The organism is Lysinibacillus sp. NPDC059133 (genome assembly GCF_042755925.1).
In the GTDB taxonomy this organism is placed as follows: domain Bacteria; phylum Bacillota; class Bacilli; order Bacillales_A; family Planococcaceae; genus Lysinibacillus.
Genome location: NZ_JBHZDH010000078.1, coordinates 1 through 16978, shown reverse-complemented (window position 1 = coordinate 16978; position 16978 = coordinate 1). Strand labels below are relative to the sequence as shown.

Annotated in this window: 10 protein-coding genes; 3 read left to right on the top strand and 7 right to left on the bottom strand. The window is 38.1% G+C overall.

Annotation, left to right across the window (positions count from 1 at the left end; genetic code table 11):
* Positions 1-102 precede the first annotated feature (102 nt).
* On the bottom strand, positions 103-714 hold the full coding sequence (locus ACFXN8_RS24620; protein WP_386848086.1) for a hypothetical protein: 612 nt from the start codon (positions 712-714) through the stop codon (positions 103-105).
* A 945-nt stretch (positions 715-1659) separates the two neighbouring features.
* Here ACFXN8_RS24620 and ACFXN8_RS24615 point away from each other — a divergent pair.
* Positions 1660-3042, top strand: a complete 1383-nt coding sequence (locus tag ACFXN8_RS24615; protein ID WP_386848085.1) for a dipeptidase — start codon at positions 1660-1662, stop codon at positions 3040-3042.
* A gap of 44 nt (positions 3043-3086) precedes the next feature.
* Here ACFXN8_RS24615 and ACFXN8_RS24610 read toward each other — a convergent pair whose 3' ends face one another.
* Entirely contained in the window at positions 3087-3659 is a 573-nt protein-coding gene (locus ACFXN8_RS24610; RefSeq protein WP_376078431.1) for a nitroreductase family protein, read from the bottom strand.
* Positions 3660-4010: 351 nt separating this feature from the next.
* Positions 4011-4505 carry an amidase domain-containing protein gene (locus ACFXN8_RS24605; RefSeq protein WP_376078432.1) on the bottom strand — a complete coding sequence of 165 codons (495 nt, stop codon included), beginning with the start codon at positions 4503-4505 and terminating at the stop codon, positions 4011-4013.
* A gap of 182 nt (positions 4506-4687) precedes the next feature.
* Between ACFXN8_RS24605 and ACFXN8_RS24600 the strand changes: the two genes are divergently transcribed.
* Positions 4688-5710, top strand: coding sequence for a DUF2804 domain-containing protein (locus ACFXN8_RS24600; protein WP_376078434.1), 1023 nt, complete (start codon positions 4688-4690; stop codon positions 5708-5710).
* 674 nt (positions 5711-6384) lie between these two features.
* On the opposite strand, the gene ACFXN8_RS24595 is transcribed toward ACFXN8_RS24600, so the two are convergent.
* Positions 6385-7104, bottom strand: coding sequence for a glycerophosphodiester phosphodiesterase (locus ACFXN8_RS24595; RefSeq protein WP_386848084.1), 720 nt, complete (start codon positions 7102-7104; stop codon positions 6385-6387).
* Positions 7105-7684: 580 nt separating this feature from the next.
* Between ACFXN8_RS24595 and helD the strand changes: the two genes are divergently transcribed.
* On the top strand, positions 7685-9922 hold the full coding sequence (helD, locus tag ACFXN8_RS24590) for an RNA polymerase recycling motor HelD (RefSeq protein ID WP_386848083.1): 2238 nt from the start codon (positions 7685-7687) through the stop codon (positions 9920-9922).
* Between the two features lie 514 nt (positions 9923-10436).
* Here the strand turns inward: helD and ACFXN8_RS24585 are convergent.
* From ACFXN8_RS24585 to ACFXN8_RS24575, 3 genes are all read right to left on the bottom strand, one after another.
* Positions 10437-11642: an alpha/beta hydrolase gene (locus ACFXN8_RS24585; RefSeq protein WP_386848082.1), complete on the bottom strand. Its 1206-nt coding sequence runs from the start codon at positions 11640-11642 to the stop codon at positions 10437-10439.
* 545 nt (positions 11643-12187) lie between these two features.
* On the bottom strand, positions 12188-15697 hold the full coding sequence (locus ACFXN8_RS24580; protein ID WP_386848081.1) for a hypothetical protein: 3510 nt from the start codon (positions 15695-15697) through the stop codon (positions 12188-12190).
* 298 nt (positions 15698-15995) lie between these two features.
* Positions 15996-16151 carry a WxL protein host-binding domain-containing protein gene (locus ACFXN8_RS24575; protein ID WP_386848080.1) on the bottom strand — a complete coding sequence of 52 codons (156 nt, stop codon included), beginning with the start codon at positions 16149-16151 and terminating at the stop codon, positions 15996-15998.
* Between the last annotated feature and the right edge of the window lie 827 nt (positions 16152-16978).

Below are 16978 nucleotides of genomic sequence, written 5' to 3'. Positions count from 1 at the left end.
TAACTTGAGTTCTATAACAAAACAATCTTTCTTCCCTTTCGTCATTACCCGTCACTCCTTTCTTTTTTTGATTATTCACAATATACAACATAAACGTTTGTTCTATAAAGAAAAAAGCACTTCATTCCTCCCACCTCTGAAGAAGTGGGAGGAATGAAGCTCAATTCTGTGATTATGAGACACAGCTTCTGCAATATCATCTTTACTATGAATAAATAAGTTAGCTTCTCTGAAATCATCACTATTTTGTAAATTAAAAATAAAATCCTTAAATTCTTGATTTTTCTCTTTTGTATCTGGTAATTGATCAAAGAATGTATATATGGATATAGGTTTTCCTGTTTTGTTTGAATATCTTAGCCCAAATGAGTGCTTAAAAAATTGGTAATAGAGTAAAAAGTATTCTTTGTCTCTTTGTTCTTTTGTTAAATCCTTAGCAATATAAGCATTATGTGTAAACATAATTCTTATTTTAATCTTATCTTGTTTTACAAATTTAAACACAAGGTCCACTAGTTCTTTATACTTCTCTAAGTAATTTTCTGTGACCTTTTGCCACTTAACTTCACCATGTATATTTAACTCTGAAACTTTATTTTCAAGAGATGTTTTGACTTCTTCTAAATGAATAGATCTTACTAATGCTCCACCATAAAAATTACTAAAATATTCGCCATTCTTTACTGACTCATCACAATAAATAATGTACTGCATTCCTAATCACCCTCACTCGACAATTTGCACAATAATTAGATAAACTTCGTTACATTATTAATATATTCTTTTCACTCATTTTTTTATGCATATAAAAACTTTTAGTCTATAGAGTAATACACATATTATACCTATCTATTTATGGAATGGCCAAGAAAGCAATAAAGAACTTTTTTGGTCAATTTTAGTGTTATAATGTTCGTTTAATCACAGAAATCAGCAATCCCAATGCTTCACCACCGGTCATTGGGCCTGCTTTTTCACCATGGCCTACCTTTAAGATTCCTTTAGAAACAGTTGTTTAAGAATATCATATAAACGATTTTAATAAGTCGAAGAGCCTTATACCACAACGTAAGGTTTTTACGCAGCAATAAGATAACTGCTATTATGTATTAGTTTCTGTTATTTCAGAAACCATTATTAAATAAAACGTCATAAAAATAAGACTACCTAAAAAAGATAGGTCTTACGCTTTGTTTATTTCTAAGATGGCTCACATGCCCAACCATCCTGTCACAATCAGGTTTGCTCTCATAAGCCCAATGACCTTTCTTCACACTATTTGGAGAGTCTTTCTTTAGTTCTGTACTTTTTTTATATACGCTAATCTATCTTCTCCTCATCAAAAAAAGCAACTTAATAGCACACATACTACCGCACTAATCTTTTGTAATTTTCCACTCCTATCCACACAAACACTACCGCAAAATAACATGTGTTTCCATACTTGTTTTTGCTTACTAATCGAAAATGCTTGATACATGTATAAATTAACCTATCAGAGTAGTTACTATGACTAGAAATTTTCTAACCTGTCCGTCTTATTAATCCTATATCCCCATCAAATTGAGGGTAGTTTCGTAAGTTTCTATAACAGGATTACCCAACCACATTATGCTATACTATTTCTATTATCGAAATATTTGAAAAGAGGGATGCTAGATGACAAATGTACAGCAGTTAGATGCGTATTTCACAGAACATCGCGAAGCACACTTACATGAATTAAATGAATTTTTACGTATTCCAAGTATTAGTTCTTTATCTGAGCATAAGGGAGATATACAAAATGCTGCAGAGTGGCTAGCGAACGCTTTTAAAAAGCTAAATCTTGAGAACATCTCTATTACGAAAACTGCAGGTCACCCTGTTGTTTATGCTGATTGGTTACACGCAGAGGGAAAACCAACTATTCTGTTTTACGGTCATTATGATGTTCAGCCTGTTGATCCATTAAATTTATGGGAAACAGAGCCATTCAACCCTACGATTCGTGACAACAAATTGTTTGCTCGTGGTGCTAGTGACGATAAAGGACAAGTGTTTATGCACTTGAAAATGATTGAAGCATTATTTGCGACAACTGGCACTTTACCAGTGAACGTGAAATTCATCTATGAAGGTGAAGAAGAGATTGGTAGTCCTAACCTTCCTGCCTATGTTGAAGAGCATAAGGAGAAGCTAGCTGCTGACTTAATTTTAATTTCTGATACAGGTTTATATGGACCTGGTAAGCCTGCTGTATGCTATGGATTACGTGGCTTAACGGGGGTTCAAATTGATGTTCGTGGTGCAAAAGGTGACCTTCACTCTGGTCTTTACGGTGGCGGTGTCCAAAACGCTATTCATGCATTAGCTGACATTTTAGCATCCTTCCGCGATGAGCATGGCACAATTCAAGTTGAGGGCTTCTACGATAAAGTTTTACCATTATCTGAAGAGGAACGCGAAGCTTACCGTGCGCTTGGTTTTGATGACGAATCCGTGAAGGAAGAAGTTGGCGTGAAGGAATTATTCGGTGAAGCTGGTTATTCCTATTTAGAACGTACTTGGGCACGCCCTACATTAGAGGTCAATGGTGTGTTTGGTGGCTTCTCTGGCGAAGGCATTAAAACCGTGCTTCCTGCTGAGGCTGGCGCAAAAATCACATGCCGTCTTGTGCCAAATCAAGAGCCAAATGAAATTGTAGCACTATTAAAAGCACATATTGAAAAACATAAGCCAACAGGCGTTGAAGTGACGATCTCTGAATTCGATAAAGGTCGCCCATTCTTAACACCATTTGATCATCCATTTATCCAAGCTGCTGGCCGCTCATACGAAAAAGTATATAATGTGCCAACTGCTTACACACGTGGAGGAGGATCAATCCCTATCGTGGCTGCCTTTGATGAAATTTTAGAATTGCCAGTAGTGCTAATGGGCTTCGGCTTATCAAGTGAAAACTTCCATGCACCAAATGAGCACTTCCATTTAGAAAACTTCGATAAAGGATTACGTGTTTTAAGTGATTATTTATTTGAGGTTGCTGAATTACAAAAATAAAGTGAAAATCCCCTCGTCCATTTTAACGAGGGGATTTTGCTATGTTATTCTCCAAAAATCGTAACGATATCTGCCGATTTTTTACGTTCTTTCCCTTTTGGTGCTTCATCAAAATAACCAACTTGTAGCATCGCAATCACGCGCTCACCAGGCTGAACCTTTAAGGCTTCACGGAATTTCGGATTATCTAGGAAACCAGGTGTTTTCCAGCATGAGCCGATTCCTTTATCCCAAGCTAGCAATTGAATATTTTGAATAAAAATACTTGCCGCTGCGTAATCTTCTAATCGCTCTTTTTGTCGTGTATCCTCTGGAACGATTACAAAAGCATAGCCACCCGGTAAAGTGAATTTCGTCATTTGCTTCGCTAAGTCTTCACTTGAAAGCTCCTGCCATTTCGGTATCGCTAGATCACGCAATAAATGTTGAAGAGCAGATAACTCCTCACCACAAGCAACGACTAAACGCCAAGGCTCACGATTACCGTGATTCGGCGCCCATACCGCATCATCAATAATGGCCATTAAATCTTCACGCTCTACCAGCTGGCCATTAAATTTTTTAATAGAACGACGCTCAATAATCGCATCCCTAACAGATAAAAATTGTTCGCTCATATACTCTTATCTCCTTCTATAACACTACAATAATTAAGATTTATCTTCATTCAGCGAAGACTCCCTCCTCTGAAGGTGGTGAGTTGAATTCAGATATAGTTCCTTTTCTTTGGGTGACCAACCACCTACTGAAATAGAGGAACTCAGTCTAAGAACGCCACGTCCTGTGGCAACGACTGAGTGACCAACATCACGTTGGCCTAAAGCCTCCGGCGGATGTCACGGATTTTCAAAGGAATGAATTGTGCGGGCACAATTCAAAATCCAGACGTAATTACGCCAAGGCGAAATTGATATCATCTTCTACCCTTCACATTATCACAAAACGATGAGCTTTAACACTGCTATCACTTAAGCAAAACTATCTTCTATATGAATATAATGATAAGTCATGCTTGGCGTATAGGCCGTTGAATCTTCATAAAAATATGGTCGTTTGATACTATCTGAAGTGTGTGCATTAACATAGGGAATACCATTTTGAATACTTGTCACAATGACAGAATGGTCCACTCTCCCATCCCCTTGAAAATCATAAAAAATAATATCTCCAAGATCTAATTCTTCGGCAGATTGGACACGCCTACCCTTTAACCCAGTCGTTGAGCCTTCCAAATACCATCTAAGGGAATGGGCAACAGACCAGCTAAAGCTCCAATTTCCATGTTGAACCCACCAACCTTTCCCTCTGTTTGGAGCACCTCGCATAGGTGCTCCCCCAGCAAGTAAACATTGAGATATATAGTTCGTACAATCAACAGTAAAATTCGGAAATGCTGGATTACGCCTGTTCCACCACAAGTTCGCATACTGTACAGCGGCCTGTCTGTTATACATTTTTGCCACGCTCCCCCTCCTTATGTTCAACATATGTATAAAGGGATATTTCTATTAGTTAGGTCCTTATTCATAAAAATGTCGAAAGTGGTCTTATTTGGCACTATCTTTGCCAATTGTAAGATAGTTTTTGCTACAATAAGGGTAAGGAATTATAAATTTTTATTTTATGATCAGAAGGGATGTTGAATGTGAAGCAGCATGCTGAGAAAGAAATTATACAACCAACTCTTTTATGCGATAAAAAAGGCAATTTAAATCCAGCTGCCATCGGATTTGCACGTAAACCTCTCATAAACAGCAATTTAAGTGGCCATATCATGCGCAAAAAGAAATGGAATTATTGGTGTGTCTACGGTGATGAGATTATCTTCTCTGCTACTATTAGCCATCTAGACTACGCAGCGGTCTGCTTCGTCTATTTCCTTGAATATGAAACACAGCGCTACTTTGAAAAAACAATTACAGTTCCATTGGGTGGAAAATTAAAAATGCCTACACAGGTGCTAGATTCAGTAACCTTCAAAAATAGTGAAATGATGATCGATATGACATATGTACAAAACGAAACCCACCTATCCGTTTCGATCCCAGACTTTGATGGAGATACTTTATGTGCAAAGCTTATCATTCAACATCCGCCTACAGATGAGTCATTGAATGTCGTCATCCCTTGGAATCGTAAAACATTCCAATTTACAGGGAAGCATCATACACTTCCTACTTCTGGTTTTGTGTCGATTGGTACTCGCCGTTTTGCATTTTCCCCTGAGGAAAACTACTCTGTACTAGAATACAGTCGTGGCGTATGGCCGCGTCAATCCACATGGACTTGGGGAATGGCCTCACAGCGAGTTCGAGGTAGACGAATCGGACTCAATTTAGGCGGTAAATGGACAGACGGAACTGGAATGACCGAAAATGCTGTTTTCGTTGAAGGTAAAATGACAAAAATACATGAAGATGTACTGTTCAATTATAATCAAGAGGATTTGATGCAACGGTGGAAAATTAAGACTAAATTCACGAACCAAGTTTCATTAACATTCTCCCCATTTTTCGAGCGTGTTGCCGTCACAAAAGCTGGCCTCATAAAATCTGAAGTACATCAAATGTTTGGCTATTACGACGGCTCCGTATTACTAGACAATGGCGAAACACTTGTCATCAAGCAAATGCTAGGCAGTATCGAAGAAAACCGCGTAAAGTGGTAAGAACTTTAATTGCTATATTCTTCTCATACTGGGATTTAACGCACTGATTCTCTCATCCTCAGCGCGTTAAATCTGAAAAAGTCCGTGCATAACGGGTATCCGTGGATTTGATGGGGCTTTCTGTCGCTTTGGCAGGAGCTATCCACGATTTGGGCGGGGCTATCCGCCACTTTGGCGGTTCTATCTGTCGCTCTGGCCATTCTATCCGTCTCCTTGGCCCTTCTATCCGTCGCTTCGGCTTTTCTTTCCGTCGCTCTAATTTCTATCCGTCTCCTTGGTTCTTCTTTCCGTCGCTCTGGCCTTTCTATCCGTCGCTTCGGCTTTTCTTTCCGTCGCTCTAATTTCTATCCGTCTCCTTGGCTCTTCTTTCCGTCGCTCTGGCCTTTCTATCCGTCGCTTCGACTTTTCTTTCCGTCGCTCTAATTTCTATCCGTCTCCTTGGCTCTTCTTTCCGTCGCTCTGGCCTTTCTATCCGTCTCCTTGGCTTTTCTTTCCGTCGCTCTCGCCTTTCTATCCGTCGCTTCGGCTTTTCTTTCCGTCGCTTTGATTTCTATCCGTCACCTGGCTCTTCTTTCCGTCGCTCTGGCTTTCTTTCCGTCGCTTCGACGATTCTTTCCGTCACCTCGGCTTTTCTTTCCGTCGCTCTCGCCTTTCTATCCCCCGCTCCAGCCATTCTATCCTATTAATGCTGATACTATCTTCTCCGGGTCATCTGTAAATAGTCCCTGTACACCGAGCCGCTGTAATTGTTTTGCGTACTCGACATCATTAACGGTATATACACGTACAGTCGCTCCTTCATTAAGAGCTTCTTGAACCGATTTCCGAAACGCTGTAGGTAAGCTGACATGTATAGCATTTGCCGGGATTTGAGCTGTATAGCCGGTAAAGTCAACTAAAATTTCCGCAAACAGCGCCGCTTTTTCAATATATGGCGCTCTTTGTGAGATGATTTGAATAGACTCATGATTGAAGGAGGAAATAATCACTCTTTCTGTCATTTGATAAGCAGCTACCTCCCTAATAACAAGTGCCTCTATCCCGTCATATGGAAATACATCGGTTTTGAGCTCAATATTAATACGATGATTTGTACCTGCAAACAGCTCTAAAATGTCTCCTAGAGTTGGAATGCTTTCATCCTCAAATTTAGCAGAAAACCATGAGCCAAAATCAAATGCACGAAGCTCTTGTAGCGTATAGTCCTTTACGTAGCCAGAGCCGTTTGATGTGCGGTCGATTGTTTCATCATGAATAACGACTAACTCCCTATCCGCTGTTAAATGAACATCTAGTTCAATCCCTGTAATCGGTAGCTTTGATGCGGCCGCAAAAGCAGCCATCGTATTTTCAGGGTAATATGCCGAAACTCCTCTATGGGCAAAAATATCCAATCTAATAACCTCCTAGTTCGCTCACCTTTAGTAAAAACTTGAACAAGTCTGTTGGTGGAACGATTTTCTATCATTCAATTTCTCTTGTTCTTCCCTAAATAAGCCTATTATAATTTCACTTGCTGGTAAATATTATATATAGTAGTATGAGAATCTACATTAATTATACCTAGGCTTCATTGCGGCGTCCGGATTCGGCTTTGAACTTAGGCCTGCACGATGACTGACTTTTCGCTTCAGAGAACATTTTGTAGCTGACACTTGGCTTTCGCTTCAAAAAACATCTATAGCTGACGCTCAGCTTTCGCTTCAAAAAAACATCTATAGCTGACGCTTGGCTTTCACTACCCAAAACATTTGTAGCTGACGCTTGGCTTTCGCTTCAAAAAACATCTATAGCTGACGCTCAGCTTTCGCTTCAAAAAAACATCTATAGCTGACGCTTGGCTTTCACTACCCAAAACATCTGTAGCTGACGCTTGGCTTTCACTACCCAAAACATCTGTAGCTGACGCTTGGCTTTCGCTTCAGAAAGATTTATTAAAAAAGTTACATCGTAAGTAATTAGGAGGTGCTAAAAATGACTGCACAACATCCAGATTTTCAGGCTGAAATGGAACGGCTTGCTCACACTAAAAATTACATGCAGCAAATTTTAAATGAATCGCAAAGAGGTTTGCAATCTGCTCAGGAGAATATTCGTAAGTCGATGGCGGATCTTGATTATTTAGATTCCAGTTTGGGCTATATTAATATTTTGGCGAATGCTCGTTTTTTTGAAATGGCTCGGAACCAAAAGGAAGGTTTAGAGGCTATTCAAAAAAAGCCATACTTTGCCCGAATTCATTTTCAAAAGACAGGAGATCCTGAGGAATTTCTTTATATCGGAAAAACTTCTTTGTTTCATCGAGAAACTCATGAGCCGATTATCGTCGATTGGCGTTCACCGGTAGCGAACGTTTATTATGATGGTCGCCTTGGGGATATGGAATATGATGTTCGTGGAGAAATCCATAAGGGACACCTATTTGCCAAACGCCAATATAAAATTAATGATGGTGAATTGCTTGATATCCGGGATATTGATTTAACGACAAACGATGAATTACTGCAAGAAGCGCTAGCTGGAAAAGCAGATGTGCGTTTGACAGAAATCGTCTCTACTATTCAAAAGGAACAAAACGAAATTATACGAGCACATCTTCGTCAGCCGATTATCGTACAGGGTGCTGCTGGTAGTGGAAAAACAACCATTGCCCTACACCGAATATCGTACTTCCTCTACACAATGGGCGAGCATTTTAACCCTGAGCAGCTTATGATTTTAGCACCGAATAAGTTATTTATCGATTATATTGGTGATGTTTTGCCAGAGCTTGGTGTCGATAAGATTTGTCAAACAACCTTTACCGATTACGTTCTAGCTGCGACTAAGCTAAAACTGAAACTCCAAAACCCTAATGAGCAGTTAGAATCACTTGTTGCAGGTGAACCCCAACAGGCAGCTTCTTGGATATCCGAAATGAAGGGCTCTCTTTATTACCGTGATGTCATCGAGCGCTACGTTCAAAAGATTGAGCAGGAAATCGCCAACCAATTTGAGGATGTATTCATTGAAAAATATTGCATTATGCGCGCCTCCCATTTAAAGAAGCTATTTTTATATGAATTTTCTTATATGCCGATTGAAAATCGACTAGCACATATTAAAAAAGTGCTAGCAAGCCATGCTCGTCAAAAAAAACAGGCTATTTTAACTACACTTCATAAAAAATATGATGAAGCACTTGGCAGAGCACTTGATGGATTTCGTGATGATGACAAACGTCGTCGTGTTGTCACGAAGTTTATTGATGAGCGTGATGAACGCATTCCTGCCATTGAAAAAGAGGCAAAATCAACCGCCACCGTTTATATGCGACGCTTTTCTAAACATAACATCAAGACTCTCTATCGTACGCTTCTAACGAATGCTGAGCTTTTAGCAGAGCTTGCGCCGGAATGGCATTATCTTGAGCAACAGCAATTTTTACAGGCACATGCTAAAGAACAATGGGTGCTTGAAGATTTAGCTGCACTTTATTATTTACAAGCTCGCTTAAAGGGCATTCCAGATGAATGGAAAATGCGCGTCGTTTTCATCGATGAAGTACAGGACTATAGTTTATTTCAGCTTGCTGCTTTAAAAACAGGACTTGAAACGGATATGTTTACGATGGTCGGTGATTTGGCACAAGGAATTCATAGTTATCGTTCTCTTACTGCTTGGGAACCTGTCCAAAATCTTTTTCCTAGAGCAAGCTTTAGAACACTGCAAAAAAGTTATCGAACAACCATTGAAATTATGGAGGTTGCGAACAAGGTTTTAGCACAAATGGATGAACAGCTTCCATTAGTAGAGCCCGTAGTTCGTCATGGTAATGTCCCTACCTATATACAGGCTCCATCATTTGATGCTCTGCGAATACAAGAAATTTTTGAAGCCATTCGAGCAAATGGACATCATTCCATCGCTTTAATTTGTAAAACGACTGCAGAGGCGATTACCATGCAACAAGCATTAAAAAACAAAAAAATTGCTTCTCAGCTCCTAACTGAAAATGAGTCCATCAATCAGGAATTACTGCTCGTTGTTCCGAGTCATTTAGCAAAGGGTCTTGAATTTGATGCTGTGATCGTAGCCGCCTTCGATACACCTTTCTACGATACGAAGGTTGATCGAAAGCTACTTTATGTGGCACTTACTCGAGCCATGCATGAGCTGTATTTAATTGGACCAACAAAAAATACATTTTTATTAGAAAATGAACAGATGTAATAATTTATTTCACCTTGGCGTAATTGTAGGTGACGCACAGAAAACATTTGTTGCTGCCGCTTCGCTTTCGCACAGAAGACATTTGCTAAAAGAAGATAAAAAAGTCGCTATGATGGCGACTTTTTTTGTATTGAATAGTTAATGCCCATCTATCAATTCCGAGGCGGTATACGGTAAAACCTACCTCTGGATAAGTACGCTTTCACAACTTTCCACCATGACCTTGGTGCTTCCCTTGGAGGCGACTTCTTTTTAGGTAGTGCCGGCATGCGCATGATAACGACTCCTTTCATAGCTTACTAATACTATATGAAGATAGTTACAAATTTATGATAAAAAGAATACTTTATCCAATATGGATCGATACTTTCATGACCCATCTCCTACCAGCGACCGCCGAACAAAAATAAATAAGAGCAGACGCATTTTGTCTACTCTTGTTTATGAAAAGGAAAAAATGGCGTTCCTCCACTAAGGAAGATCGTATTTCTCCTTAAAAAAACACTTATGTTTATTAATTATGCTTTTGAAGAAAAGCCTTTACTTTTTCATAAGTAAATTGAGTGCTCAAACTATTTGATACTGCATCAAAAGCATGATCGACTTTTGGAATAAGATAAAGTTCATGGAGAACGTTATTTTCTTTTAGCTTCCTGTCCAAAATTTCAGCCTGTTCTTCTAGAAAAATTCGGTCACTCGTTCCTAAAAATGTAATAGTAGGAGGTGTCTTGCTTTGAATATAACTGATCGGAGAAAGTATTTTATAACGATCAGGGAATTGTGAAGGTGTACCTCCAATATATTTCTTCATAACATCTTGCACATAGTCAGGACTTGGACTATTCTTATAAACTTTCTCCATATCAGACGGACCGTATACATTAATCACAGAGTTAATAGTTACTGACGGTACATTTGTTGAAGGAGGCAACTTTGTATCCCCCATACTATAGGCAGCTAACATAGCCAGATTTCCACCTGCTGACCGTCCCATTATGTTTATTTTTTCGGGATCAATTTTGTAAGCATCCGCATGCTCTGCCACCCATCCTATTGCTGATTTTACATCAGCTACTTCGTCTTTCCATCCTGCATGAGGTGGCATACGATATTGTATATCAAACACAGTATATCCTAATTCACTTAACCATTGATTCCAATGAGGTGCTCTTTCTTTATCCCCCTCAACCCATCCACCTCCATGCACTTGTACAATAGCAGGATGAAGTGGTTTTTTTGAGTCTTCATTGGCTGGCCACACATCAAGCTTTAATTCCACACCATCAGAGGTTGTCATGTATACAACGTCCTGTGTGAATTTTGATGTGATTTCTGTCTTACCGAAAAAATGCGAACGAAGCGAAACGGAAACACTCTCGTTTTTAGCGTAATGTAACATTTCAATAATTGGCTCTACAGTTAAAAAACTTAATAATAAAACTAGAGGAATCAAAATTGTCCGAGCTATTAAAGCTTTCCTCCAGACAGCTAAACCTAATAAAATTATGATCACAACAGTTATACTTAATAGAAGCGTAGGTATTATCAATGCACCCGCTCCAAGGGCACTCATTATATTAGGAAAACCGCCTGGATTCCAAATATAGTATGTCATAATGCTAATAAAAGAAAATGCAATTACTACAAGGATTGTCAGTAACCATTGAATAAAACCTCTAGGACGCCATGGGGTTGCTTGTTTTTGTTGTTCCTGTTTCATTTTTCTAAACCCCTCCATAATCAATCAAATATCTTAACTTATGAAAGTATCAAAAAATACTTAGCTTTATTAAAAGACGCTTTGACCCTAATTTATTGATGAAACCCCTACAAAATCGTTGTGTGAGTCATTGATCCTCATCCTTTATACTTTACTATCACTCATTTACTCTTTCAATTCAAACAGCCCATAGCTTTTGCAATGGTGTTGTCTTTTTATAATACAAACCAATATCATATTAAAAAAGTTTATAGTTTTTCACTTCATCGAGAAACTTCCGATTAAGAAAATAATTTAATATTAGACTCACAATCTGAAGTTAATTTAATGTTTTATTGTTATCTAAAATTCCATTTCTTCAAAATTTCTATTAAATAAAAAGAACCCGTGACATAAAACAATGGACATTAAAAAAGATGACTCTGTCAAGCATAACAAAGTCATCTCATTGCTACATAGTACGGCACTCCCTGTTTATAAATTTTATTGGGAGCAGTTCATGAATGATCCCTCTCTATTTATCTGCTTTCAAAATTTCACTAGATTTATTCATTTGACGGTACATCCTGAAGCGTCCATGTAATCGTTCCTTTAAAAGCATCAGCTCTTGCCTTTCCAGCTCGCACTTCTAGATAAAGTCCGTCCTCATCTTCACTCCATGAACTTGAAATATCGACTGTTCGGCGACCGTCTGTTGTTTCCCTTGTATAGATCTTTGCTGAGAAATCTTTAGTAAAAATTGAAACATCGTCACCTTTACGATAACTTAAATAATCTATTTCAGCACCTGTCTTTCCAATTAACGGCTCACTAAGCTTAGCCGTCACCTCCCAAAAGCCTGGCGTTTCCCTAGGTAGATTACGAGTATCTTTTACAGCTAAAGGTATATCGAGGGTTGGATAATACTTTTTAGTTCGTGATGAAATTACTAGCTTTTCTCCAAAATCGATAACTTTAGGTGCAGAATTGAACTTCAACACGGCAGCAATTACAGTTCTTACTTCATTTGATGTCCCTTTGAATTCATCTTTAGTACTATATTTCCCGGATACTGTCGCCTGACCTACAATCGTTTCTCCCTTTACAGCATCTTCTTTCACTGTAGCATTATACGTAACGTATATTTTCGTAGAACGCAGCAAGCTCTTAGTATTCAGACTTGCTTCAATCACATTTGAGGTTTTATTATAGGTTGCTTCACCCACTTTATTACCTTTTCCATCAATTACTTTTATGTCTGAATCTGCTGGTGATTTTAAATGACGTGTATCATACTTTTGGGTAATTTTAACTTGATCATATTTGCCTTTATCATCCGAAATATAGCCGGATTTTACTAAAATACTATAACTTAACGTTTCTCCTGGTGCGACTACCTCTACTTCTTTACCACCTTCATCAAATACTTGTTCTGTAACGGTTAATACAGGGCGAATTTTTATCGTTTCTTCATTTGACTTCATACCAGATTCGTTTTCTATATATACAGTAATATCGTGATCTAAACCTTTTTTCACTTTATCATTTGGAATCGTATACTGCCACTGAACATTTTCACCAGGTTTTGTATTGCTATACCCTGCGATTTTCTTAGGCCCACTGCCATCAATGGTATAGTAAAGAGTGACATTTTGACCTTTATCATCGTTCCATATCCCTGTTATACGATAACCATCATCTGTATATTCACCATCATATAATTTAACTTCTTGCAGATTATTTTTGTCAGTTACCATAAACTCGAGATTCGCTTCTCTAACCCCGCCATACTTTTGAGGTTCAGGTGCCCACCTTAATGACCAGCCTGGATCTTGAGAATATGGATATGTCTTACCCTGACCAGGATCCCCGGTACCCAGTGAACTCAATGTAGGATAAAATTTTTCACTGTACGGGTACTCTGATGGGGAATTATTTACTTTCAAGGCAGCTGGTTGATTCGCATAGCCATTACGGAAGAAATAAACATAATAAGGATCTTTGGAGTTGCGATGTTCGGCCATCTCATCCTTATTAATACCAAAATAGAACCCTCTATTATTTCCTAACGAATTTATCAACGGCTTTATCCAAGTGGAATATTTGAGACCAGCAATATCCATATAAACATTATAAGCAAAATTGGTATATTGATATTCATCGTTTAATTTTAAATATTTCATACTTACATTAACACGCCCTTTTGAATTTACTGGACGCATTTTAACCTTTACATATCCATCTAAATAGTCTCCATTAATGACAGCTGCATAAGCCACCAATTCATGTGTAGCTTTATTTTGATATAGTTTTAAAATTGGCATTAGAAAAGATTGAAAGCCTGCAGGACCATTTGGATCATTTCCTTGGGCAATGACTAATCCATTACCTACCTGATGATAACTACCAGAAGGTCTTCCATCTTTAGCATGATATGTGAAGGCACCCCAATCTTGATCGTGAGGCATCAGTGTCATAACTGCAAAATTTTGCACCTGTATATAATCATCATCTTTATTATTGTCATCCATTAAGGCTTCAAGTGTTTTGTCATCGCGAGGTAGCGGCCCCTCCGAGTCATCTCTGTAGCCATATAAGCCCCCGTTACCTTTTAAATTATTTCTATTCCGCAGATTGTTGTAGTCTCCGAAAAGCATGAAATATCTTCTTCCAATTGACTCTTTTACTGGGATTTCAAGCATACTGTTATATTTCATTCGTTCAAATCCATCTACAGGATCATCTACATCTAACAGTGAAAAATCAATCTCGCCGATTTTACCAACTTCACTTATTTTTTTTCGCTTATTTAGAGAAGTAATTAAAATTTTCGTTTTATCTGATGTCTTATTGACTTCATTACCGGTACTATATTCCCCAGATACTGTCGCCTGACTTATAATATAATCTTCTTCTTTTTCTTCTTTTTCTTCTTTTTCTTCTTTTTCTTCTTTTTCTGCCATATCTTTTTTGACTATAGCGTTATACGTAATGAATACCTTCGTAAAACGTGGCAGGTTAGCATTTGGGGTTGCTTCAATTACATTTGTGGAGTCATTATATATGGCTGTACCAACTTCATTTCCATCTTCATCTATTACTTTAAGATCTGTTGGTTGTTCTAAACGTGTAGAATATTGTTGAGTAATGTTGACTTCACCATATGTACCGGTATCTTCTTCAATATAATCGGTCTCTACTGCAATTTTATAGCTGACTGTTTCTTCTAGTGTGACTTCCTCTGCCTCATTACCATCTTCATTAAATACTTGTTCTGTAATGGTTAAGGCTGGGCGGATTTTTATCGTTTCTTCATTGGACTTCGTACCAGACTCGTTTTCTGCATATATAGTAATATCGTAATCCAAGCCCTTTTTTACTTCATCATTTTGAATCGTGTACGCCCACGGAACAGCTCCATCAAAGTCTGCATTTTCAGAATCTGTATTTTCAGATTCCGGGATTCTCTTCTCATCATTATCATCAATCTTATAGTAAAGAATGACACGTTGACTGTCTTTACTAATCCATGTTCCCGTTATACGGTAACCATCATCTGTATATTCACCATCATTGTCTAATTCAACTACCAGGTTTTCTTCAATGTCCGATTCTTCTGGTTCCTTACAGTCAATTGCTTGCTCTTCTTCACATTCAGCTACTGGCTTTTCTTCATTTCCCGATTCGGCTTGTTCTTCACAGTCCGTTGCTTGCTCTTCTTCACATTCAGCTGCTGGCTTTTCTTCCTTGTCCGATTCGGCTTGTTCCCCCCCTGTAGCTGGTGGCTCTTTTTCACCGTTCGACTCGGTGTTTGCCTCATTTTCTGTTGTTGACTCTTCTTTACTTTCTGACTCAGTCTGCTCCTCACCTGCAGCTGGTGGCTCTTCTTTACTTTCTGACTCGGTCTGTGCATCATTTTCAGCTGCTGACTCTTCTGCATTTTCTGACTCGGTCTGTCCCTCAACTTCTGTCGCTGCATTTTGTTGGCCATCAGTTGTCTCCGCTTCAGATATAGTCAGCGTTGAAAAGATTAAGATAAAGGTCAACATCCAGACTACACTTTTCTTCATTTTCATTCATACCTTCCCCCTATTTGAATCATATTCAACATTAGTTAGATTGCTAGAAGTAATTGATAAGAAAACAATTGTCAATCCCAAGTTCAAACACATGTTTTTTATCAATTAATCATTCATTCCTTGCTGCTTTCCCTGTTTCTTCTTGCTATAAAATATATACATTAGTAGCCCTATTACTAGCATAATTAGTAACCCTACCATAATAATTCCGACCTTCAATTGATACATCCTTTGCATTGAATTGCTTCGCTTCTTCTCTTTTGATGGCAAAATCCTTTTTGAATTCCCACGATTCTTAGCTAGACTTAGCCTTTATATGTAACGTATATTCTCCAGTTTTGAACTTTTCACCATCTAACGGAATAGGGTAATCAAAACTTGAATTTGGCGCCATTTGCACATCTTGTTTTTTAGCTTGATAGAGTACTTCTATTCTTCCTTTTTCCGTCACTTCCGCATCCACTTCGAAACGATTTAATTAAGTAGCCGTAGGATTTTGAAGTGTCTATCGCATTTTGCAAAAGAATAAAAATCAACTTTTGTTGCTTTTTTAACAAAAACTGATAATAGTGAATTCGAAACTACTGATTTTTTAAAATTCGCACTTGATTTAATTGATTTCCAATGAGTATTGTTGAAAATTATTAGCACTATTTGGATCTTGTGTTTGACAGGATTCTAGAGTTAGTGGTGGTACCGCCTCTGCCTTACTTGCAACAGTCGAATATCAAGGACTATTTTTCAACTTTTTATGTGGAATTATTCCATTTTTAAAAATATAAAAGGTCATCCTTTTATATGACATATTATGCTTATTAAAGGTACAACCATAGGGGAAAAGATGCAAATCAATCTTTGCTTACTTTTGAACATATTTTGATAAACTGCATATCTGCATTATTAAGAGTAATTATTTCCAACTTTATTTTGAGATTGGATCGAGTGACGTTCACTTGATATTTCCTCTTGAAGAAAAGACTTATCCTTTTACCTATAGTTCAAACGCATGTCAGAACATAAAAAAAGAGATGTATCGAATATACGATATATGTATGGCCGTCACTTTTCAGTTCCTTTTTCGTGTACAAAAGAGGAACCTTATCCTTCACTACCTCTCATTGAGTGGAAAGTAACAATATAACTTTGTTTTCCATAGGTCAAGGAATTATTTATTTTCACAGAAAAAAAAGCCGAGGAATAAATCCTCGACTTTTTCAGGTGCCTAGCGACGTCCTACTCTCACAGGGGGAAGCCCCCAACTACCATCGGCGCTAAAGA

What these genes read in the sequence shown, in the direction of transcription:
- ACFXN8_RS24620 (WP_386848086.1), bottom strand. Translation starts at nt 714, where the DNA reads ATGCAGTACATTATTTATTGTGATGAGTCAGTAAAGAATGGCGAATAT.
- ACFXN8_RS24615 (WP_386848085.1), top strand. Translation starts at nt 1,660, where the DNA reads ATGACAAATGTACAGCAGTTAGATGCGTATTTCACAGAACATCGCGAA.
- ACFXN8_RS24610 (WP_376078431.1), bottom strand. Translation starts at nt 3,659, where the DNA reads ATGAGCGAACAATTTTTATCTGTTAGGGATGCGATTATTGAGCGTCGT.
- helD (WP_386848083.1), top strand. Translation starts at nt 7,685, where the DNA reads ATGACTGCACAACATCCAGATTTTCAGGCTGAAATGGAACGGCTTGCT.
- ACFXN8_RS24585 (WP_386848082.1), bottom strand. Translation starts at nt 11,642, where the DNA reads ATGAAACAGGAACAACAAAAACAAGCAACCCCATGGCGTCCTAGAGGT.
- ACFXN8_RS24580 (WP_386848081.1), bottom strand. Translation starts at nt 15,697, where the DNA reads ATGAAAATGAAGAAAAGTGTAGTCTGGATGTTGACCTTTATCTTAATC.